The sequence below is a fragment of the Brevibacterium sp. Lmc1 genome (genome assembly GCF_057654315.1).
The window spans coordinates 2,458,297-2,479,603 of record NZ_CM172803.1; the positions used below are offsets into that span (position 1 = coordinate 2,458,297).

Here is a 21,307-nt window from a genome sequence, read left to right on the forward strand (position 1 = left end):
ACCTTCCCTCAGTACGCGAACGACAGGACGTCGTCGCCGTTGTCGGTGATCGTGGGTTTCGTATTCGTCTGGTCGAGTTCGGGCATCGCCGAGGCGACTCCCCCCTTGACGTATTTCGTGATCAGCCGCAGTTCGACGACCATCAGAATTCCGTAGACGGAGGTGAGACTGATCAGTGAGAACAGCAGCATCGCCGGTGTCACCTCGGGTGACAGCGCCGCCTGGGTGTACATGTACACTCCGTCGAGCTGAGCCGGGTTCGGTGCGACGACGAAGGGCTGGCGTCCCATTTCGGTGAAGATCCATCCTGCCGAATTCGCGAGGAACGGTGCCGTGATGGCCAGGACGAATCCGCGGCTGAGCCATTTCGACTCGGGCACCGTGCCCTTGCGGGCCAGCCACAGTCCGATGACGCAGACGCCGACAGCCAGGGCGCCGAAGCCGATCATCATGCGGAAGCCCCAGTAGGTGACGATCATGATCGGCTGGTAGTCGATGGGTTCGCCGGCATGGTCGCCGTACCGCGGGTCGTCGGGGATATGCGTGCCGTAGCGCTCCTGGTATTCAGGCAGCAGCGTCGTCACACCGTGGACCGGGGTGTCGAAGTCGCCGTTGGCCAGGAAGGACAGCAGACCGGGGATCTCGAAGATGTTCTGCACTCCGTCGCAGTCGTTCGACGACGGATCGGCGATCGTGAGGACGGAGAATTGGGTGCCGTCGTGGCAGGCCGCCTCGGCGGAGGCCATTTTCATGGGCTGCTGGTCGAACATCAGCTTGGCTTGGACGTCACCGGTGATCGAGACGCCGGCGAAGGCGAGGACGCCGACGATCGCGCCGATGCGCAGGGATTTGATCCACACCGCATGATCCGTCTTGTCCCGTCCTGGAAGCTCCTTCGAAGAGCCCACGATGACCTTGCCGTCGGCACCGACGGTGTCGATTCCGGCCTTGCGCCGGTGGTAGAGGTGGTACCAGGAGATGCCGAGGAGGAAGGATCCGCCCACTGCCAGGGCGCCGAAGATCGTATGCGTGAAGGCGGCGATGGCGGTGTTGTTGCCGAGGACCGCCCAGACGTCGGTCATCACGGGCCGGCCGTCGACCATTTCGACGCCGACGGGATGCTGCATCCAGGAGTTCGCGACGATGATGAAGTAGGCCGAGATCCATGTGCCGATGACGGCCAGCCACAGCGAGCCGAGGTGCACCGCCCGCGGCAGTCGGCCCCAACCGAAGATCCACAGGCCGAGGAAGGTCGATTCGAGGAAGAACGCCAGCAGGGCCTCCAACGCAAGGGGCGCGCCGAAGACGTCGCCGACGAAGCGGGAGTATTCGCTCCACGCCATGCCGAACTGGAATTCCTGGACCAGGCCGGTGGCCACGCCCATGATGAAGTTGATGAGGAAGAGCTTGCCGAAGAACTTCGTGCTCCGCAGGTACACCTCGTTGCCGGTGCGATGGTAGATGGTCTGCAGGACCGCCACGAGCATGCCGAGTCCCAGGGTCAACGGCACCATCCAGAAGTGGTAGACCGTTGTGATTCCGAATTGCCACCGTCCGATGAGGACCGGGTCCAGCTCCATGGGTGCTCCATTCAGGTTTCACGCGAGCAATGTTTCTACGTCACGTAGAATTCTACAGTTCGTAGAAACCCCGCCCGAGTGGTTTCATCATTCAAGACTCCCGGTTCCAAGCATGCTCTCGAACAAGCTCCCCTGACCAGGCCCACCCCTCTGCCGATACACACGCGCCTATGTGGAATTCGACAGGCTGTAGAGATATACTGGAGCGATCAGACCGACAACGAAATTGAGGGCGAAAGAACTGTGGGAACACTGGGTGAACTCGAACGCAGCGTCATGGACGCCATCTGGGTCCACGACGACGGGTTGAGTGCCGCCGAACTCCGCGAAGTCCTCTCGGATCGCGAGCTCGCGCTGACAACGGTCCATACTGTCCTGTCTCGACTCGAGAAGAAGGGCTTCGTCACTCGCGATCGCAGCATCCGTCCGCATCGCTATGTCGCGGTTTCGACACGTGAGGATCACGTAGCGGAGCTGATGACCGAGATGCTGTCTCAGGCACCGGATCGTCAGGCTGTCCTCGCTCGCTTCCTCGGCACCGTCTCGGAGGCCGACACCAAGGCGCTGCGCAATCTGCTCGGGCGCAATCACTCGACGCAGTCCTGACTCAGGCCGGTCACCTCAATGACCATCGTGGGAATCGTTCTGGCCGTGCTGGCTTTTCTGCTGGCATGGCCTATTCCTGCGGCCCTCGCGCGTTTCCGCGGTGACCCGATCTCAGAGGTCGTCCTCTGGCAGGCTGTCGGACTCTCCGGAGGACTCTCCCTCATCGGCGCTGCGCTCGCCTTCGCGGTCGCCCCGGGGACCACGAGTCTCCCGCAGGGACTCTTCGACCTCATCCGGGGCAAGGACCACACTCAGCTCTCACTCTTAGCCTGGATCTTCCTCGTCATCGCCGTGCTCCTCATCGGTCGGCTGCTCGGCTGCCTGGTCCTGACCCTCTATTCGGCTCGGCAGACCCGCCTGCGCCACGACGAGATCCTGCATCTGCTCAGCGAACCGTCGATCGCCTATCCCGACACGCGCATCATCACCACCGATGAGGCCGTCGCCTACTGCCTGCCCAAGGGGCCGCGGAAGGGCACTGCCGTTCTGTCGACCGGTCTGCTCAAGGCCCTCGACGAGGATGAGCGCACCGCTGTCATCGCCCATGAGCGGGCGCATCTGGATTTCCGGCACGATGTGCTCGTCATCCCCTTCGCCGCCTGGCATCGGGCCCTGCCGTACTTCTCGGCCACGGCGATCGGGTTGAACTCGGTGAATCGGCTCATCGAGCTCATGGCCGATGATCAGGCCCGCGACCATGTCGATCCGCAGATCCTGGCTCAGGCAGTGAGATCGGCCGCCGCGATCAGCCCCGACCACCGAAGCGATCTGTCCGCTCAGCGCATCCAGCGCCTGTCGCATCCCCTGGATTCGGCGCGGATCCCCGTGCGGCTGATGTCGATCGGACTGGCCGTTCTGCTGCTGCTCCTGCCGACCCTGCTCATCGTCACACCGTCCTCATTCGGCATCTGAGCCCGGACCGATTCTCGGTCCGGGCTCAGATCTGTCGGTGCTGACTCAGCATCGGTGCTGACTCAGCAGTCGAGGTCAGCTGTCGATGCGTTCGGCATCGAGGACGGCAGCGCCGGAGACGATGAATTCCTTGCGCGGCCCGACCGATGATCCCATGAGGAGCTCGAAGGTGTTCTCCGCCATCTCGGCATCCGCCATCGTCACTCGACGCAGGGTGCGCATGCTCGGGTCCATGGTCGTCTCGGCCAGCTGATCGGCATCCATCTCGCCGAGGCCCTTGTACCGCTGGATCGGCTCCTTGTAGGTCTTCTTCTGCTTCTCGAGCTTCTTCAGCAGAGCGTGGAGCTCGGCTTCGGTGTAGGTGTAGACGATGTCGTTGGGCGTTCCGCGCTTCGTCACGACCTCGACTCGGTGCAGCGGAGGCACGGCCGCGAAGACGCGACCGGCCTCGACCAGCGGCTTCATGTACCGGAAGAACAGAGTCAGCAGGAGAGTGCGGATATGCGCTCCGTCGACATCGGCGTCTGTCATGATGATGACTCGGCCGTACCGTGCAGCGTCGATATCGAAGCTGCGCCCGGAGCCGGCGCCGATGACCTGGATGAGCGCTGAGCATTCGACATTGGCGAGCATGTCGGCCAGAGTCGCCTTCTGCACGTTGAGGATCTTCCCGCGGATGGGGAACAGCGCCTGATGGTCGGAATTGCGAGCGGCCTTCGCCGTACCCATCGCCGAGTCTCCCTCGACGATGAACAGCTCCGTGTTCTCCACCCCGTTGTCACGGCAGTCGTAGAGCTTCGCCGGCAGCGAAGAGGCTTCCAGCGCGGTCTTCCGTCGCTGGTTCTCCTTGTGGGTGCGGGCGGAGATGCGCGACTTCATCTCGGCCACGACTTTCTCCATGAGCACGGCGGCCTGCTGCTTCTCAGCACGCTTGGTCGAGGCAAGCACCTCGCCGAGCTGAGACTCCACGGTCTTCGCCACGATCTGTCGCACTGCCGCGGTGCCGAGGACCTCCTTGGTCTGCCCTTCGAACTGGGGTTCGGCCAGCTGCACGGTGACGACGGCGGTGATGCCGGCGAGCACATCGTCCTTCTCGAGCTTGTCCTTGCCGACCTTGAGCTTGCGTGCGTTGGCGTCGACGGCCTTGCGCATCGCCTTCAGGCAGGCCTGTTCGAACCCGGCGAGGTGTGTGCCGCCCTGTGGAGTGGCGACGACGTTGACGAAGGACTTCAACTTCGTGTCGTAGCCGGTCCCCCAGCGCAGAGCGATATCGACGCCGACCTCGCGTTCGACTTCCTTGGACTCGAGGTGACCCGAGGAATTGAGGACCGGGACGGTCTCCTTGAAGGTGCCGGTGTTCTGCAATCGCCAGGTGTCGGTGATCGGCGGGTCGATGGAGAGGTGATCGACGAATTCGGTGATTCCGCCGTCGAACTTGAAGACCTCTTCGCGCTCCTCGATGACGGCACCGGTCTCGTCACGGGCGACACCGCGACGATCGACGATGCGCAGCTCGAGACCGGGCACGAGGAATGCGGTCTGACGGGCGCGTTCGACCAGATGCGGGTAGTCGAACTGAGCCTTGGACAGGAAGATCTGCGGATCGGCCCAGTACTGGACCCGAGTGCCGGTGGCGCCGCGTTTGGCCTTGCCGACGATGTCGAGACCGGTCGGCTCCTGGAAGGCCTCGAAGGGGTTGTCGGGGCTCGCTGTGCCGGAGGAGTCGTCGAAGCGTCCGGGAACGCCTCGGCGGAAGGACATCTTGTGCACCTTCGATCCGCGGGTGACCTCGACGTCGAGGCGAGCGGACAGGGCGTTGACGACCGAGGCGCCGACTCCGTGCAGTCCGCCCGAAGCAGCGTAGGAGGAGCCGCCGAACTTTCCGCCGGCATGGAGCTTGGTCATGACGACTTCGACGCCGGTCAGCCCGGTCTTCGGTTCGATGTCGACGGGGATGCCGCGGCCCTTGTCGGTGACGGCCACCGATCCGTCAGCGGCGAGTTCGATGAGGATCTCTGAACCGTGTCCTCCGAGCGCCTCGTCGACGGAGTTGTCGATGACCTCCCACAGACAGTGCATGAGTCCACGGGAATCGGTCGTGCCGATGTACATGCCGGGTCGCTTGCGAACCGCCTCAAGACCGGACAGGACGGACAGGTGCCTGGCGCCGTAGCTTTCGTCTTCCACACAATTCCTCTCGTTCGATTAAATTCTAATCGCTGCGCGCTCAGGACCCTATTCCCTCGGGCTCGTGTCGGGAATGCATCCGGTCGACCCCGACCATGGGCACGCCTTTGCTGAAACAATGGAGTCATGCCGCATCGCCTCCTCGTCCCAAGTCTCCTTCTCACCGCCGCTCTCAGCCTGCCCGGACTGGCGGCCTGCTCCCAGGACGCAGGTGCCCCCGAACGAACGAGTCAGGCGGCCGAGACAACCGACGCGTCTCCGACTGCCGGCAACGGTGCGGACGGAGGCGACGACGCGAAGTCGGGCACCGCCTCGGCGAAGGAGGAAGGAACGGATCTGAAAGGGAAGGTCATTGCGATCGATCCGGGACACAATGGCGGAAATGCGGACCATCCGGAGAAGATCAACCGGCAGGTTCCGGACGGGCGCGGCGGAACGAAGGCCTGCAACACCACGGGCACCTCGACGAACTCCGACTATCCGGAGTCCGATTTCACCTGGGCCGTGGCGAAGAAGCTGGAGAAGTCGCTGACCGACGCCGGAGCCGAGGTCGTGCTCAGCCGGAAGGACAACGCAGGAGTCGGACCGTGCGTGGACGAGCGCGGAAAGTTCGCCGACGACGCGGACGCGCTGGTGAGCATCCATGCCAACGGCAGCGAGTCGAGTTCGGTGAAGGGCTTCCACATCATCGTCGCCGATCCCGGTGAGGACGAGAAGACCGAGAAGGCCTCCGGGGAACTGGCGAAGTCCGTGGGGAGTTCGATGGGCGAGGAGTTCACCCCGAACAAGGCCTATGGAAAGGATGCGATCAGCCGTCGCCCGGATCTGGCCGGGTTGAACAACGCATCGGTTCCCGCCGTCATCGTCGAATGCGGAGAGATGCGCAACCCGTCGGAGGCAGAGCTCATGGAGTCGAAATCCGGGCAGAGGAGATACGCCGACGCCCTGTTCGACGGCATCGTCGACTGGTTCTGACCCGTGAATGCCGAACGTCCCTGGGACGATCCCAGGGGCGTTCGCATCTGACTGATCCGACTCGTGGACCGGCCGAGTTCAGACTCAGTCGAGGTAGTCGCGCAGCACCTGCGAGCGGGACGGGTGACGCAGCTTGGCCATCGTCTTCGACTCGATCTGGCGGATGCGCTCACGGGTGACGCCGTAGACCTTGCCGATCTCGTCGAGGGTCTTCGGCTGACCGTCGTTGAGTCCGAAACGCATGGACACCACTCCCGCTTCACGTTCCGAGAGCGTGTCGAGCACGGAGTGCAGCTGCTCCTGGAGGAGGGTGAAGCTCACCGAGTCCGAGGGCACAACTGCTTCGGAGTCCTCGATGAGGTCGCCGAACTCCGAGTCGCCGTCTTCACCGAGCGGGGTGTGCAGCGAGATGGGCTCGCGACCGTACTTCTGGACCTCGACGACACGCTCGGGTGTCATGTCGAGTTCCTTCGCGAGCTCTTCCGGGGTCGGTTCGCGACCGAGGTCCTGCAGCATCTGGCGCTGCACGCGGGCGAGCTTGTTGATGACCTCGACCATGTGCACCGGGATGCGGATCGTCCGAGCCTGGTCGGCCATCGCGCGGGTGATGGCCTGGCGGATCCACCACGTGGCGTAGGTCGAGAACTTGAAGCCCTTCGTGTAGTCGAACTTCTCGACGGCGCGGATGAGGCCGAGGTTGCCTTCCTGGATGAGGTCGAGGAACAGCATTCCGCGGCCGGTGTAGCGTTTGGCCAGGGACACGACGAGTCGGAGGTTGGCTTCCAACAGATGGTTCTTCGCGATGCGACCGTCGTGGATGATCCACTTGTAGTCCATCGTTTCGCGCGGGTCGGTCACCTCTCCGCCGTCGAGCAGATGCTCGGCGTACATTCCGGCTTCGATGCGCTTGGCGAGATCGACCTCTTCGGCGGCGTTGAGCAGGGCCACCTTGCCGATCTGCTTGAGGTAGTCCTTGACCGGGTCTGCGGTCGCACCGGCGGAGACAACCTGCTGAGCGGGCGCGTCCTCTTCGTCTGCATCGGAGACGATGAAGCCACCGGCCTCGGCCACGGCGGCATTCTTCTCCTTCTCTTCCGAGTTCTTCGTCTCGGTCGCCTCGGCGGGGCTCTCCTCTGTGGCCAGAGCGTCCGCGGCGGGTTCGACTTCCTCGGTGGTGTCGATATCGTCGTCGGCCTTCTTCGCCTTGGTCGCCTTCTTGGCTTCCTTGGCGGCGGTGGCCTTCGTCGTGGTCTTCGCCGGAGCAGCCGTCGACTTCGCGGCGGCTGTCTTCTTCGCAGCAGTCGTCTTCTTCGACGCAGCCGTCTCGGTCTTTGCGGCAGTCGACTTCGCAGTCGCCGACTTCGCGGTCGCTGTCTTCTTGGCTCCGGCAGCGGTCGTCTTCTTCGCAGTGGACTTCGACGCCGCAGTGGTCTTGGATCCACCGGTCGAGGTCGTGCCGGCCGTTCCCTCCGACTTCTCCGTCACCGTTGTGGATTCCTTGTCGACTCTGGGCACGTGTTCACCTTTCGCGAGCGTTGAAACTTCCCCATGCATTCGGACAGTACTAAGACCCAAGTCAAGTGGTCCGCGTGCGGTCCGGGGCGAACGCAGAGTTCGCCCATCATGCAATGACTGGGTCAACGCTTAATTTTCTCACGTTATTCCCCGCTTTGCGAATCGGCCGTCGAAGACTCCGGGACGATCCGTCCGGCCTGTCCCCGACAACAATGTGACCTGCGAATCTGTTCCCCTCGCCTCCCCCTCACCTCCCCCTCGCGTTGATCTCGCCGAGGCGGCCGACCGTCCGCATCGGGGAGGCCGACCGTCCGCGCCGTACACGGCGGCCCGATCAGATGGTCGTACGCTGAGTCTCCGTCAGCCAGCGGGGCAGGCACCCCATATCGACCGCGCTGACGATGAGTTCGGCCAGCCCGTGTTCGGCTTCGAGCCCGAGGGCGGCACGGGCATAGTTCAGCGCCATCGTCGATCCGCCCAGAGACCATTCGAACCAGGCGATGACGGCATAAGTGTTGGCTCTGGCCCGCGGGTGGCCGGCCTGCAGGTAGTCCTTGAGGAAGGCGATGGTGAGCATGATGTCGCGCGGCCTGGGCGCACGCGCTGAGAGCCCGACGAGCTGCTGAGCCGCCCGTGCTTGAGAGACCACACGGCGGCTCATCACGATGAGTTCGTCACCGTCGAGTCCCTTGACCAGGGAGGGTGGGAAGTCTGGGTGGTCGAAGCTGAGGATCATCTCGAGTGCGTCGCGCGACCATTTCTCGACGAGCAGGGTATCGAGTGCCATCACGGTCGGCAGGTCCATGAGGTCGTGGATGCGCGCCTCGTCGATCGCGTCCTCCTCGCACCGCATGGCGTCCAGGCGCGGGTATACCTCGGCGAGGATCGCGAAGGCCTCGTCCGTGCCCATCCACTCCTCGGCATGTCCGCGACGACTGTCGGCGAAGGCATCGGCGGGCATCGGGGCGATGACGAGGTCCTCCGGATCGTTGACTGGGTTGGATCCGCCGGCGACGAGTTCGGTGGCACACGCCGAGGTGGTTGCCTCGATCAGCGGTGTGCAGTCATAGCCGTCCTCGTCGATGCGGCCGAAGTGCTCTTGGTTGACCCACCATGCGCTGAGGGTGTCGACGCTTCTGGAGGCGAAGGTGATGGCCAGTTCGTCGATCGCTGCTCGGATGAGACCACGGTGGACCTCCGCGTATTCGGCGTCTGCACCGGCGCCGAAAGCGCTGACCGGCTGATAGTCGTCATCATAGAGAACGAGGAAGACCCCGGTGACCGTACCGGCGCGCATGACGAGGTCGGCGTACCAGCCGCCGCCTTGGGACAGCGTCTGCGCCGCGCTCTCCCGGTCGAAGTCGATGCGCATCGTGGTCGAGCTGGTCTGGGACCCGTTGAGCTCGGTGCCGACGATGACAGCGACGAGGCTGCGACGCGGGGTGTACCCGAGAGTATGGGGGATGATCCCGATGATGTCCTCGGGTGTGCGGGCCGGTGTCTTCACTGCGTCCTCCTTGATCAGTTCGGAACCAGCCGGTGCGGAGCGGTTCCCGTGCCTGAGGCGAGGCCCATGCCTGGGATGGGCTGCCTGTCTGGGTACCCACTTCAACCGATCCCTCATCCGTTCCTCCAGATCCTGGTCTGCGCCTGTGGATGGACCGCACGGGTCCACAGCGCTCTGGTGGGCGAGTCGCATCCGTCATCCCCACGAGAATCCGGGCCGAATTGCCTCACACGCCTTACTGGCATACAAGTGAGGGGTGGCGAAGCGACGGATATACACAGCTCCTGGTTCTCAAGTGGTCGACATCTCGACGGGTGAAGCCCGGCTGGAGAAGCTCGACGGTGAGGCCGATTCCTATGTGCTCCACGTCAATGGGGTCCCTTCTTCGTCGATCACGCTCGGCGATCCGCAGCGACTGGACTTCGAGTACCTGGACTGGATGCGACGCATCATCGACGTTCAACTCCCTGACCGGACGCTGCGGGCCGCACACATCGGTGCTGCCGGCTGTGCTCTGGCCCGGGCGCTGAACTCGGCACGACCGGGATCGAAGCAGACGGCGATCGACATCGATGCCAAGCTGCTCGACTTCGCTCGCGACTGGTTCGACCTGCCCCGCTCCCCCGCCCTGGCGCTGCGCGCCGGCGACGGAGCGGTGGAGATCGGCAAGTTCCGGCCCGAGACCCTCGACGTCCTCGTCCGCGACGCCTTCGACCACGACTCTGTTCCCGCGTCTCTGCAGACTTCGGAGTTCTTCGCCTCCTGCGCCGAGGCGGTCAAGGGCTCCGGCATCTATGTCGCCAATGTGCCTGACTCAGGTGACCACCGCGTCCTCCGGTCCGAACTCCGCAGCCTCGGCGACCACTTCGCCCATCTTGCCGCAGCCACGGAACCGGCGATCCTCAAGGGACGTCGACGCGGAAACGTCGTCGTCCTCGCCTCCAATACTCCCCTCGACACGGGCGGGCTCGACCGCAGTCTGCGCACCGCCGCCTCCTCAGCGACCTTCCTGGCGGGAGCAGAACTGCGCTCCAGGTTGGGCCTCTGATCTTCACGAGATCGGGACTCTGACCTTCACGTCGGCACCGGCCGCCTCTCGGGTCCCACGCTCCTGCACTTTCCGACCCAGCTGGCTCTTCTCCCCTCGCCCTGCTGACCCGGCTGGCTCTGCCTACCCCCGGCAGACAGGGAATGTGAGGTACGCCCCGGTCCGAAATGACGATGCGACTACAGACACCGGGGAAAGTTCGGCATAATTGAATGCCGACCCAAGAAGGTGAGATGACCGAAACTTCAGAAATTCGTGTCGAGCAGACCAAGCTCGACGAGCTCTATGCCCGCCTCGATGAGCTCCGGGAGGAGACGACGGCCCGCCTGGGCACGGTGAGGGTCTCCGAGGTCGGAGGCAACCACCAGCACCGCACCGAACGCGATGCCTTCGCGACAATGTACGAAGATCAGCTCATCCGTCTCGACGGCGCCGAGGAGGGGCTGTGCTTCGGTCGCCTCGACATCATCGACGAAGACGACCCCACCTACATCGGTCGCATCGGACTCACCGACGAACAGCGTCAGCAGATCCTCATCGACTGGAGGGCACCGGCTGCCGAGCGCTTCTATCAGTCGACGGCCGCCAACCCCGACGGGATCGCCCGCCGACGTCACCTCGTCACCGCGAACCGGAAGGTCACCGGCATCGAAGACGATGTGCTCGACATCGACGCACTCGATGACGCTCAGCGGTCGAATCTCCAGGGCGAAGGCGCACTCCTCGCCGCCCTCAGCACTCATCGCACCGGACGGATGGGCGATATCGTCGCAACCATCCAGGCCGAGCAGGATGCGATCATCCGCCGTCCGCTCTCCGGCGTGCTCGTCGTCCAGGGAGGGCCGGGAACCGGCAAGACCGCCGTCGCGCTCCACCGTGCCGCTTTCCTGCTCTACCGTCACCGTGAGCGCATCGCGAAGTCCGGTGTCCTCCTCGTCGGCCCGTCGACTGTGTTCCTCAAGTACATCGAGAAGGTTCTGCCCAGCCTCGGCGAAACCGGGGCCGTTCTGCTCACTCCCGGTCAGCTGTATCCGGGACTCGATACGGATGCCGCAGATGCACCGGCTGTCGCCGAGATCAAGGGCCGCTCCGTCATGGCTCGGGTGCTGAAGAACCATGTTGCGAACTACCAGCGCATTCCCGACCACGATGTCGAGATGCGGGTGCGTTCGCACACGATCGTGCTGCGTCGCAAGGACGTTCAGTCCGCGCGCGATCGGGCTCGTCGCAGCGGGGACCCGCACAATGCCGCCCGCACCGGTTTCGTCACCGGTCTGCTGAAGATCCTCGCCGAGGATCTCGCCCGTGAGATGGGGATGGATGCGGCCGGCGAACGGCTGCCCGAGCTGCTCGAAGACCTGCGCTCCTCCGTCGACGTCCGACGCGCCCTCAACCTCGCATGGTTCCCCATCGGCCCGGCCGCCGCGCTGCGGTCTCTGCTGGGCAGGCCGCACAAGCTGCAGGCCGCTGCCCGCAAGGTCCTCACTCCTGCCGAGCAGTCGATGCTGCTTGAGCAGCGTCGGGATGAGTTCACGGTCGACGATGTGCCGCTGCTCGACGAGTTGGCCGAGCTGCTCGGTTCCGCCCCGCAGCAGACGCAGGCGCGGGATGACTCGGCACGCGAATACGCCGAAGCCGTCGTCGACATGACCGAGACCGGAGGGATGGTCTCCGCCGAGACCCTCGCTGCCCGCTGGGAGGAACAGGGACCGACGATGACGCTGGCCGAACGCGCTCTCGAGGACCGCGAGTGGACGTACGGCCACCTCGTCGTCGATGAGGCGCAGGAGCTCTCTCCCATGCAGTGGCGGGTGCTCTTCCGTCGCGTGCCGTCGAAGTCGGCCACGGTCGTCGGTGACCTCGCCCAGTCCTCGCAGGTCGACAACGCCCGCACCTGGTCATCGATCCTGAGCGAATTCGTCGGAGATCGTTTCGCCCTCCAGGTGCTCACGGTCTCCTACCGCACCCCGCAGTCGGTGATGGATCTGGCCAACCGCTACCTGCACCGGCATTTCCCGCAGCTCGAGCTCGTCGAATCGGTGCGCCAGGGAGGATCGGATCCGCGCCTGGATACCTTCGCCGACGAATCGGAGATGCTGGGCGCCCTCCCCGAGGCGGTCGCGGCCGAGGTGTCCGCCGCCGAAGGTGGGAAGATCGCCGTCATCGCTGATGAGGAACTCATCGAGCCCATCGCCGAGGCGATCGCGGACTTCGATTTCGGGCGGTCGGTCACGGGCTTGGATCATCAGATCGCCCTCATCACCCCGCAGCAGGCCAAAGGCCTCGAGTTCGATGCGGTGATCATCGTCGAACCCGGCCGCATCGCTCCGCTCGGCGGCGAGGAGGGCGTCGGCGGCCTCTATGTGGCGCTGACCCGCACGACTGAACGTCTGCGTGTCCTGGCATCGGCATCGACGGAACTCACCGAGCTCTTCTCCGCCGAAACGATCCGCCAAGCCGGCTGACCCAAACCCCTTATTACTACCTGACGGCGGCCCAGCAACCTCGCGCGAGGTTGCTGGGCCGCCGTCAGGTAGTAATTGAGGGGTGAATGTGAAAGGCCGCTTGGGTTCGGCTTCCCCTCCGAACCGCAAGCGGCCGCGCGCCGTAGCGCGCACGTTCAATACTACACAACTATTTCTGTACCGCGGTACTCGAAACGAAGATTTCTGACAGAAATCTCAGCAGTCTCAGGATCCGGTCGGCCGGGTCCCCGAGCAGCTCAGTCGGCGAAGTCGTCGGGGGTGGGTTCCCGAGTCTGACCGGACTGCAGCAGCGCATCGGCGCGCAGCGAATCGATCGCTGCCTCGAAGTCCTCGAGCGAGTCGAATCCCTGGTAGACGCTGGCGAATCGCAGGTAGGCGACCTGGTCGAGTTCGCGCAGCGGTTCGAGGATCGACAGTCCGACCTCGTCGGCGTCGATCTCGGCGATTCCGCGCGACCGGATATTCTCCTCCACCCGCTGAGCGAGCTTCGCGAGATCATCGTCGCTGACCGGACGTCCCTGGCAGGCCTTGCGCACACCCGACATGATCTTCTGACGGGAGAATTCCTCGGTGACTCCGGAGCGTTTGATCACCGACAGGCTCGTGGCCTCCATCGTGGTGAAGCGGCGACCGCAATGACGGCACTGCCGGCGCCGGCGGATCGCAGCGCCGTCTTCGCTGGTCCTCGAATCGACGACCCGAGAATCGGACTCACGGCAGAACGGACAGCGCATCTCTACTCCTCGAACCTGATGTCGACAGCCCGGCCGTGGGCCGGCAGCTGTTCGCCGTCGGCGAGAACACCGATGTGCTCTGCCACCGCGGACAGTGCCTGTCGGTCATAGTCGATGACCTGGCTGACCTTGATGAATGAGTGCACACCCAGCCCGGAGCCGTGCGCGGCGGTGCCCATCGTGGGCAGCACGTGGTTCGACCCGGCACAGTAGTCACCGAGTGACACCGGGGCCCAATCGCCGAGGAAGACCGCGCCCCCGTTCGTGATTCGTGCCCCGACCGCTTCCGCATCGACCGTGTGGACCTCGACGTGCTCACCGGCATAGCCGTTGACGACGGTGATCCCGGCGTCGAGGTCGTCGACGAGCACGATCGCCGACTGCCGTCCGGCCAGAGCCGTCCCGATCCGCTCGGTGTGCATCGCCTCCGGCACCTGCACGTCCAACTCCTTCTGCACCGCTTCGGCGAGATCGACGGAGTCGGTGACCAGCACCGAGGCGGCCAGTTCGTCGTGTTCGGCCTGACTGATGAGGTCGGCGGCGACGAAGCGCGGATCCGCCTGTTCGTCGGCGAGGATGATGATCTCTGTGGGGCCGGCGACTGCGTCGATGCCGACCCGGGAGCGGACGAGCGACTTCGCCGCAGCCACATAGGCGTTTCCGGGACCGGTGATGAGGTCGACGGGCTCGAGTTCCTCACCGTCGTCGAAGCCATAGGCCAGAGCACCGATCGCCTGTGCCCCGCCCATCGCCCAGACCTCGTCCACGCCGAGGATGTGTGCGGTGGCGAGCACGATCGGGTGCGGCAGACCATTGTTCTGCGGCGGGCTGGCGATCGCCAGCGAGCGTGCTCCGGCCGTCTGTGCAGGCACGACGTTCATGATCACAGTCGACGGGTAGACGGCCAGTCCGCCGGGCACATAGAGTCCGACCCGTTCGACCGGCAGGTGACGGGTAGTGACGAAGGCACCGGAGGCCAGTTCGGTGCGGACATCGACGGGACGCTGATCGGCGGCGACCTTCCGGGATCGGGCGATCGATTCTTCGAGCGCGGCCCTGACCGCGGGATCGAGTTCTGCCGCAGCTTCGGCCAGCGCGGATTCCGGTACCCGCAGCGTTTCGGGGCGCACTCCGTCGAAGCGTTCGGTGAAGTCCTTCACCGCGGCCGCTCCCCCACCGGCGACGGTGTCGAGGAGTTCAGCCACCCGTCGTTCGATATCGGCATGGGTCTCGGCGGCCCGAGGCAGCTTCTGCGCCAGGAATCGCTTGTTGAGGGTCTCACCACGGAAGTCCAGAATGTTCACCCGCACCATTCTAGTCTCCACGGCAGCACCGCTGTCCTCCGGCCCGAAGTGCGGACGAGAGGCGGGCGCGGCGTTCGCGCCTCAGACGCTCAGACAGCGGGATCCCAACAGCGCCTTGAGGTCTCCGTAGAGGCTCGGGTTCGGGTCGACCCGGATCGACCTGTCGAGGCGCATCACCGTCTGCCGTCCCGGCTGGGACAGAGTGATGTGGACATCGGTCTGGCCCTTGTTGGACTCGAGGATCTGCTTGAGTTTCGTCGCCATCTCCTCGGTCGCCTTCTCCATCGGCATGATGAGGTTGAGCGGTCGATCGTTGGGGTCGGTGACATCAGGAATCGTCATCGACATAGCCATCAGCGAGGTCGGACGGTCATCGGAGGTGCGGATGCGACCGGTCAGGGAGATCACAAGGTCGGTCGCCAAAAGGCTCGCCACCGGTTCGTAGGTGTCGCCGAAGAACATCACTTCGATCTCTGCTTCGAGGTCCTCCAAGGTCACGATCGCATAGGGGCGCCCAGAGTTCTTCGACACCTTGCGGGTGACCTGTGTGATCATTCCGCAGACCTTGATCTGGGATCCGTCATGACGGTGCGACTCCGGATCGACCACCTCGGCGATGGAGGCATCGGATTCGGCGGCCAGCACTCCTTCGAGTCCGTTGAGCGGGTGATCGGAGACGTAGAGGCCGATCATATCGCGCTCGAAGGACAGCTTCTCCTTCTTCTCCCACTCCGGACGATCGGGAATTGTCACGGAGAATCCGGGTGAGTCGTCTCCCCCGCCGAGTCCGGCGAAGAGGTCGAACTGACCGTTGGCTTCCTGCCTCTTGACGCCGATGACCGAGTCGACGGCCTCCTCATGGACTTCGACGAGTGAGCGGCGGCTGTGGCCGAGCGAGTCGAAGCCGCCGGCCTTGATGAGCGATTCGATCGTGCGCTTGTTGCACACATGGCTGGGCACCTTGTCGAGGAAGTCCGTGAACGAGGTGTAGGAGCCCTTCTCTCCGCGGGCCTCGACGATGCCCTCGACGACGTGGGCGCCGACGTTGCGCACCGCTCCCATGCCGAAGCGGATGTCCGTACCGACAGGGGTGAAATGGAGGGCGGATTCGTTGACGTCCGGAGGCAGCACGGTGATTCCGAGGCGACGGCACTCGTTGAGGTAGATCGCGAGCTTGTCCTTGTTGTCACCGACCGAGGTGAGCAGGGCCGCCATGTATTCGGCCGTGTAGTGCGCCTTGAGGTAGGCGGTCCAGTAGGACACGACGCCGTAGGCGGCCGAGTGCGCCTTGTTGAACGCGTAGTCCGAGAACGGCAGCAGGATGTCCCACAGGGCTTGAGCGGCGGCTTCGGAGAAGCCGCGTTCCTTCATTCCGCCGAAGAAGCCGACCTGCTGCTTGTCGAGCTCGGACTTCTTCTTCTTGCCCATCGCGCGGCGGAGGATATCGGCCTGGCCCAGCGAATAGCCGGCGACCTTCTGCGCGATCGCCATCACCTGCTCCTGGTAGATGATGAGGCCGTAGGTGGTGTCGAGGATCTCCTTGAGCGGCTCCTCGAGCTCCGGGTGGATCGGGGTGACCTCCTGCAGACCGTTCTTGCGCAGGGCATAGTTCGTATGCGAATCCGCACCCATCGGACCGGGGCGGTAGAGCGCCAGGGTCGCGGAGATATCCTCGAAGTTATCCGGCTTCATCATCCGCAGTAGGGCACGCAGACCGCCGCCGTCGAGCTGGAACACGCCGAGGGTGTCACCGCGGGTCAGCAGCTCGTACGCCGCCGGATCGTCGAGGGCGAGGTGCTCGAGGTCGAGATCGAAATCCCGGTTGGCTTTGATGTTCTCCACTGCGTCGGAGATGATCGTGAGGTTCCGCAGGCCCAGGAAGTCCATCTTGATGAGCCCGAGGCCCTCAGATGTCGGGTAGTCGAACTGGGTGATGACCTGACCGTCCTGGAACCGACGCATGATCGGGATGACGTCGATGATCGGGTCCGAGGACATGATGACACCGGCGGCGTGGACGCCCCACTGACGCTTCAGCCCTTCCAGGCCCTTCGCGGTCTCGAAGGTCTCCCTCGCCTCCGGATCGGTGTCGACGAGTTCGCGGAACTCCCCGGCTTCCTTGTACCGCTTGGACTCCGGGTCCTCGATGTCCTTGAGCGGAATGTCCTTGGCCATCTCCGCAGGCGGCAGCGCCTTCGTCAGGCGCTCACCCATCGAGAAGGGTTTGCCGAGCACACGCGCGGAATCCTTCAGCGCCATCTTCGTCTTGATCGTGCCGTAGGTGACGATCATCGCCACACGCTCGTCGCCGTACTTCTCGGTCACATAGTCGATGACCTCGCTGCGACGACGATCATCGAAATCGACGTCGAAGTCGGGCATGGACACACGGTCCGGGTTGAGGAAGCGCTCGAAGAACAGCCCGTGCTGCAGCGGATCGAGGTCGGTGATGCGCATGGCGTAGGCGACCATGGAGCCGGCTCCCGAACCACGGCCGGGTCCGACGCGGATGCCGTTGTCCTTCGACCAGTTGATGAAGTCGGCGACGACGAGGAAGTAGCCGGGGAAGCCCATCGAGATGATGATGTCGAGTTCGTAGTCGGCCTGCCGGCGGACGTCGTCGGGAACGCCGTTCGGGTACCGGTAGTCGAGCCCCTTCGCGACTTCCTTGATCAGCCACGAGGTCTCGTCCTCACCGGGAGGGCACGGGAACTTCGGCATGTAGTTCGCCGAGGTGTCGAAGGAGACTTCGCACTTCTCGGCGATTTCGAGGGTGTTGTCGCAGGCTTCGGGGAATTCCTTGAACAGAGTCCGCATCTCTGCGGGGGTCTTGAGGTAGTAGCCGGAACCGGAGAAGGCGAATCGCGAACCGCCCTGGTCGTAGGTGGGTTCGATGAGCTTGGAGCCGGACTGGATGGCCAGCAGCGCCTCGTGCGCCTTCGCATCCGATTCGTGCGTGTAGTGGAGGTCGTTTGTGGCGACCAGCGGAATGTCGAGTTCCTTCGACAGCCGGATGAGGTCCTTCGTCACCCGCTTCTCGATGGACAGGCCGTGGTCCATGAGTTCGACGTAGTAGTTGTCCTTGCCGAAGATCTCACGGTATTTACCGGCGGCCGCCTTGGCCTCTTCGTACTGTCCCAGGCGCAGCCGCACCTGCACCTCACCCGATGGGCAGCCAGTGGTGGCGAGGAGTCCGTCCGAGTAGCTCTCGAGCAGATCCTGGTCGAGTCGGGGCCATTTCGCCGTCACCGAGTCCAGGGAGGCATACGACGATGCCTTGAACAGGTTCCGCATGCCCGTGTTGTTCCGAGACAACAGGGTCATGTGGGTGTAGAGACCGCCGCCGGAGAGGTCGTCGCTCTTCTGCGATTCGTCGGTGCGCCACTTCACACGGGTCTTGTCCCGACGATCCGTGCCGGGGGTGACATAGGCTTCGACGCCGATGATGGGTTTGATTCCGGCGGCCGTCGCCTGCGACCAGAAGTCGAAGGCGCCGAACAGGTATCCGTGGTCGGTCGTGGCGATCGCAGACATTCCCGATGCCTTCGTCGCCGCCATCAGATCGGCGAGGCGGGCCGCACCGTCCAACATGGAGTATTCGGTATGGACGTGGAGGTGGACGAAGTCCTCGTTCGGCACTGGGCGCCGCCTTCCTGAAGTTGCCGGTGTTGCCGTTCCAGCTTAGTCCATCGGCACCCGCGGGGACGGCTTCCGCGACTGTTGTTCCGGGCACTTCACGACGAGGCTCCGGATTGCGCAGGTCCCGTCAGCGCGTCGCTCAGCAGTCAGTTCCGACACAGTCGGACAGCGCCAGCGCGTGGCCGCGGCGTCAGTGCGGCCGGATGCGGTCGAGAGCGGTCTGCAGGTCCTCGGGGTAGCCGCTTTCGAATTCGACCCACTTCTGTGTGTCGGGGTGGTGGAAGCCGAGCTTGACGGCATGCAGCCATTGGCGTTCCAGACCGAGTTCCTTCGCCAGCACCGGATCGGCACCGTAGGGCAGGTCGCCGACGCAGGGGTGTTTGGTGGCGGAGAAGTGGACGCGGATCTGGTGGGTGCGTCCGGTCTCCAGATGGACCTCGACGAGTGCGGCACGGCGGTGGGCTTCGATCACCTCGTAGTGGGTGATCGCGTTCTTGCCTTCGGTGCGCACTGCGTAGAGTCCGTCGTGCTTGGGGTGTCGGGCGATCGGGGCATCGATGGTGCCGAGCACCGGATCGGGCAGTCCCTGCACGACCGCGTGGTAGGTCTTCTCCACAGTGCGCTCCTTGAAGGCGCGTTTGAGCACGCTGTAGGCGTATTCGCTCTTCGCGACGACCATGAGCCCCGAGGTTCCGACGTCCAGTCGCTGCACGATGCCCTGACGTTCGGGGGCGCCGGAAGTCGCGATGCGGAATCCAGCGGCGGCGAGCCCGCCGACGACGGTGCGTCCGGTCCAACCGAGAGCCGGGTGTGCTGCCACGCCGATGGGCTTGTCGACGACGACGAATGCGTCCTCGTCGTGGACGATGCGCATTCCCGGCACGGGGTCGGGCACGACCTCGAGGGGCTTCTTCGGTTCGGGCATCATGATGTCGAGCCGTTCGCCGGCGATGACGCGATCGGACTTGATGACGGGGCGCCCGGACATCTCCACTCCCCCGTCGGCGCAGATATCGGCGGCGGCGGTCCGGGAAAGGCCGAGCAGCTTCGACATCGCAGCGTCCACGCGCTGACCGTCGAGTCCCTCGGGGACCAGGATGGAGCGTTCAGTCATGAGAGTCCTCTTTCACGCGGGTGGAGTCCGATCCGTCGATGTCGATGCCTCTGAGACTGACGATGACCAAGGTCACCGCGGCAGCGGAGATCGCGATGTCCGCGACATTGCAGATGAACAGCGACAGATCGATGAAGTCGACGACGGCTCCGTGCAGGAATGCGGGTTCGCGGAAGAGCCTGTCGACGAGGTTGCCGAAGAGTCCGCCCAAGAGCAGACCGAGACCGATCGCCCATGCTCTCGAGCCGAGTTTGCGCGAGATCACGAGGATCGCGACGAAGACGCCGATGGCGATGATCGGGAAGATCCACGTCACGCTCGAGCCGAGGCCGAGGGCGGCTCCGGGATTGCGGTAGAAGGTGAATCCGGCCAGCGATCCGATCACAGGCACCGGAGGCTGGTCTTCGAGGAGACTGACGGCGAGGAATTTGGTGAACTGATCGATCACGAGCACGACTGCCGCGATTGTGAACAGCAGGGCCATCATGGCGGCGCGAGGTCGTTTCACCCGTGAGGCAGGATCGTTCATTTGGTTCATTCTAGACCACCGCCGAGACCGCGGGATTCACCCGCACGACGGTGCAGTGTGCGGACACGACGGAGGCCCGGGTACTCCGCGGAGTTCCCGGACCTCGGTCGGTGATGCGCTGAGATCAGAGCTTGTGGTTCGAGGAACCGCCCAGTGGGCCGTTTCCGTCGAGGGTCTCCGGAGCCAGGCTCGTGGAGTTCTCGAGGTCACGCAGCTGATCGTTGAGGTAGCTCTTGAGTCGAGTGCGGTACTGGCGCTCGAAGTTCGAGAGCTGGTCGATGGAGCGCTCGAGGGTCGACTTCTGCGATTCGAGGGTCGACAGAGTTTCGTCGCGCTTGGACTCGGCCTTGCCGACGATGTCGGCGGCTTCCTTCTCGGCGCCCTTGATGAGCTCGTCGCGCTTGCGCTCACCTTCGGCAACATGCTCGTCGTGGACGCGCTGAGCCAGAGCGATGAGACCATGAGCGTCTCCGTCGCCGCCGACCGCGGCAGCACCGAGACCGGCACCCGCAGCTCCACCGGCGGCACCGGCGGTCATCGCTGGTGCGGCGGAGTTGTCCTGCGGAGCGGGAGCGGCTTCCTTGACGACCGGGGCCGGGGTCTCTTCGACCGGTGCCGGAGCGGCAGGTGCCTCGGCCGGAGCCGGAGCCTCTTCCTTCTCTTCGGGAGCAGGAACGGCGGCGGGCATCGCCTGAGTGGCGTCGATGTCCTGTGCCGGTGCAGCGGAGGCGCCGCCGGCTTCGAGTTCCTTCACGCGCTGTTCGGCGGTGGAGAGCTTCTGACGCAGTTCGTCGTTCTCCTGGTAGAGACGGCGAATCTCAACGACGACCTCATCAAGGAAATCGTCGACTTCGTCCTGGTCGTACCCGTCGCGGAACTTCACATGCTGGAACCGCTTGTTTACTACGTCTTCAGGCGTGAGCGCCATGAGGTCACCTTCGGTCGATCTACATTCATTACGCTGCCGCCCAGAAGGACGGCTTCAACGTCACATTAGCGTAACACCTGCAGTTTTGTCCCGCAGTAATGGCGTGTCTCGCATTCAATGACGAAGTTTTCCGCGTTCGAGGCTAACAACTCGAGCACACTGACAGCCAATTCCGGTGAGCATATTCACCATTTATCCGGTATTCGATCAATCGAATACCCTTCATCGACCGGCACATTCTTC

15 protein-coding genes are annotated in these 21,307 nt (G+C 64.2%); 5 read left to right on the top strand and 10 right to left on the bottom strand.

All coding sequences use genetic code 11. The annotated features are described in order from the left end of the window. Nucleotides 1-8: 8 nt before the first annotated feature. Entirely contained in the window at nucleotides 9-1,580 is a 1,572-nt protein-coding gene (locus AC239G_RS11020) for a cytochrome ubiquinol oxidase subunit I (RefSeq protein WP_487488844.1), read from the bottom strand. Nucleotides 1,581-1,823: 243 nt separating this feature from the next. Here AC239G_RS11020 and AC239G_RS11025 point away from each other — a divergent pair, with 243 nt between their 5' ends. Next, a complete protein-coding gene (locus AC239G_RS11025; RefSeq protein ID WP_092013109.1) occupies nucleotides 1,824-2,186 on the top strand; it encodes a BlaI/MecI/CopY family transcriptional regulator in 363 nt (120 codons plus the stop codon). An 18-nt stretch (nucleotides 2,187-2,204) separates the two neighbouring features. After that, nucleotides 2,205-3,098, top strand: a complete 894-nt coding sequence (locus AC239G_RS11030) for a M56 family metallopeptidase (protein WP_482400372.1) — start codon at nucleotides 2,205-2,207, stop codon at nucleotides 3,096-3,098. Between the two features lie 75 nt (nucleotides 3,099-3,173). Here AC239G_RS11030 and AC239G_RS11035 read toward each other — a convergent pair whose 3' ends face one another. Beyond that, nucleotides 3,174-5,285 (bottom strand): DNA gyrase/topoisomerase IV subunit B, encoded by a 2,112-nt coding sequence (locus tag AC239G_RS11035; protein WP_139908234.1) that lies wholly within the window; start codon nucleotides 5,283-5,285, stop codon nucleotides 3,174-3,176. Between the two features lie 126 nt (nucleotides 5,286-5,411). Between AC239G_RS11035 and AC239G_RS11040 the strand changes: the two genes are divergently transcribed. Next, nucleotides 5,412-6,260: an N-acetylmuramoyl-L-alanine amidase gene (locus tag AC239G_RS11040; protein WP_139469782.1), complete on the top strand. Its 849-nt coding sequence runs from the start codon at nucleotides 5,412-5,414 to the stop codon at nucleotides 6,258-6,260. 84 nt (nucleotides 6,261-6,344) lie between these two features. Here the strand turns inward: AC239G_RS11040 and AC239G_RS11045 are convergent, their stop codons facing one another. Together AC239G_RS11045 and AC239G_RS11050 are read right to left on the bottom strand one after the other, a co-directional pair. Continuing rightward, a complete protein-coding gene (locus AC239G_RS11045; protein ID WP_139469781.1) occupies nucleotides 6,345-7,814 on the bottom strand; it encodes an RNA polymerase sigma factor in 1,470 nt (489 codons plus the stop codon). 295 nt (nucleotides 7,815-8,109) lie between these two features. Beyond that, nucleotides 8,110-9,282 (bottom strand): DUF4192 family protein, encoded by a 1,173-nt coding sequence (locus AC239G_RS11050; protein ID WP_180345674.1) that lies wholly within the window; start codon nucleotides 9,280-9,282, stop codon nucleotides 8,110-8,112. A 295-nt stretch (nucleotides 9,283-9,577) separates the two neighbouring features. Between AC239G_RS11050 and AC239G_RS11055 the strand changes: the two genes are divergently transcribed. Beyond that, nucleotides 9,578-10,330, top strand: a complete 753-nt coding sequence (locus tag AC239G_RS11055) for a spermidine synthase (protein ID WP_420096592.1) — start codon at nucleotides 9,578-9,580, stop codon at nucleotides 10,328-10,330. 233 nt (nucleotides 10,331-10,563) lie between these two features. Further along, nucleotides 10,564-12,795, top strand: coding sequence for a HelD family protein (locus AC239G_RS11060; protein WP_487488845.1), 2,232 nt, complete (start codon nucleotides 10,564-10,566; stop codon nucleotides 12,793-12,795). A gap of 257 nt (nucleotides 12,796-13,052) precedes the next feature. Here AC239G_RS11060 and nrdR read toward each other — a convergent pair whose 3' ends face one another. The 6 genes from nrdR to AC239G_RS11090 form a co-directional block, all read right to left on the bottom strand. Then, on the bottom strand, nucleotides 13,053-13,550 hold the full coding sequence (gene nrdR, locus AC239G_RS11065) for a transcriptional regulator NrdR (protein ID WP_025777954.1): 498 nt from the start codon (nucleotides 13,548-13,550) through the stop codon (nucleotides 13,053-13,055). Nucleotides 13,551-13,552: 2 nt separating this feature from the next. Then, nucleotides 13,553-14,863 (bottom strand): histidinol dehydrogenase, encoded by a 1,311-nt coding sequence (gene hisD, locus AC239G_RS11070; RefSeq protein WP_487488846.1) that lies wholly within the window; start codon nucleotides 14,861-14,863, stop codon nucleotides 13,553-13,555. A gap of 72 nt (nucleotides 14,864-14,935) precedes the next feature. Beyond that, nucleotides 14,936-18,445, bottom strand: coding sequence for a DNA polymerase III subunit alpha (dnaE, locus tag AC239G_RS11075; protein ID WP_216656940.1), 3,510 nt, complete (start codon nucleotides 18,443-18,445; stop codon nucleotides 14,936-14,938). A gap of 238 nt (nucleotides 18,446-18,683) precedes the next feature. Continuing rightward, complete coding sequence (locus AC239G_RS11080; RefSeq protein WP_139469775.1) at nucleotides 18,684-19,607, bottom strand: RluA family pseudouridine synthase; 924 nt, start codon at nucleotides 19,605-19,607, stop codon at nucleotides 18,684-18,686. Next, nucleotides 19,600-20,136 (bottom strand): signal peptidase II, encoded by a 537-nt coding sequence (locus AC239G_RS11085; protein WP_139469774.1) that lies wholly within the window; start codon nucleotides 20,134-20,136, stop codon nucleotides 19,600-19,602. Before AC239G_RS11085 ends, AC239G_RS11080 begins: the two co-directional genes overlap by 8 nt. Nucleotides 20,137-20,260: 124 nt before the next feature. After that, on the bottom strand, nucleotides 20,261-21,064 hold the full coding sequence (locus AC239G_RS11090) for a DivIVA domain-containing protein (protein ID WP_172169991.1): 804 nt from the start codon (nucleotides 21,062-21,064) through the stop codon (nucleotides 20,261-20,263). Nucleotides 21,065-21,307 lie beyond the last annotated feature (243 nt).

What these genes read in the sequence shown, in the direction of transcription:
- AC239G_RS11085 (WP_139469774.1), bottom strand. Translation starts at nt 20,136, where the DNA reads ATGAACGATCCTGCCTCACGGGTGAAACGACCTCGCGCCGCCATGATG.
- nrdR (WP_025777954.1), bottom strand. Translation starts at nt 13,550, where the DNA reads ATGCGCTGTCCGTTCTGCCGTGAGTCCGATTCTCGGGTCGTCGATTCG.
- dnaE (WP_216656940.1), bottom strand. Translation starts at nt 18,445, where the DNA reads ATGTTGGACGGTGCGGCCCGCCTCGCCGATCTGATGGCGGCGACGAAG.
- hisD (WP_487488846.1), bottom strand. Translation starts at nt 14,863, where the DNA reads ATGGTGCGGGTGAACATTCTGGACTTCCGTGGTGAGACCCTCAACAAG.
- AC239G_RS11030 (WP_482400372.1), top strand. Translation starts at nt 2,205, where the DNA reads ATGACCATCGTGGGAATCGTTCTGGCCGTGCTGGCTTTTCTGCTGGCA.
- AC239G_RS11040 (WP_139469782.1), top strand. Translation starts at nt 5,412, where the DNA reads ATGCCGCATCGCCTCCTCGTCCCAAGTCTCCTTCTCACCGCCGCTCTC.
- AC239G_RS11020 (WP_487488844.1), bottom strand. Translation starts at nt 1,580, where the DNA reads ATGGAGCTGGACCCGGTCCTCATCGGACGGTGGCAATTCGGAATCACA.
- AC239G_RS11090 (WP_172169991.1), bottom strand. Translation starts at nt 21,064, where the DNA reads ATGGCGCTCACGCCTGAAGACGTAGTAAACAAGCGGTTCCAGCATGTG.
- AC239G_RS11060 (WP_487488845.1), top strand. Translation starts at nt 10,564, where the DNA reads ATGACCGAAACTTCAGAAATTCGTGTCGAGCAGACCAAGCTCGACGAG.
- AC239G_RS11045 (WP_139469781.1), bottom strand. Translation starts at nt 7,814, where the DNA reads ATGCATGGGGAAGTTTCAACGCTCGCGAAAGGTGAACACGTGCCCAGA.
- AC239G_RS11080 (WP_139469775.1), bottom strand. Translation starts at nt 19,607, where the DNA reads ATGACTGAACGCTCCATCCTGGTCCCCGAGGGACTCGACGGTCAGCGC.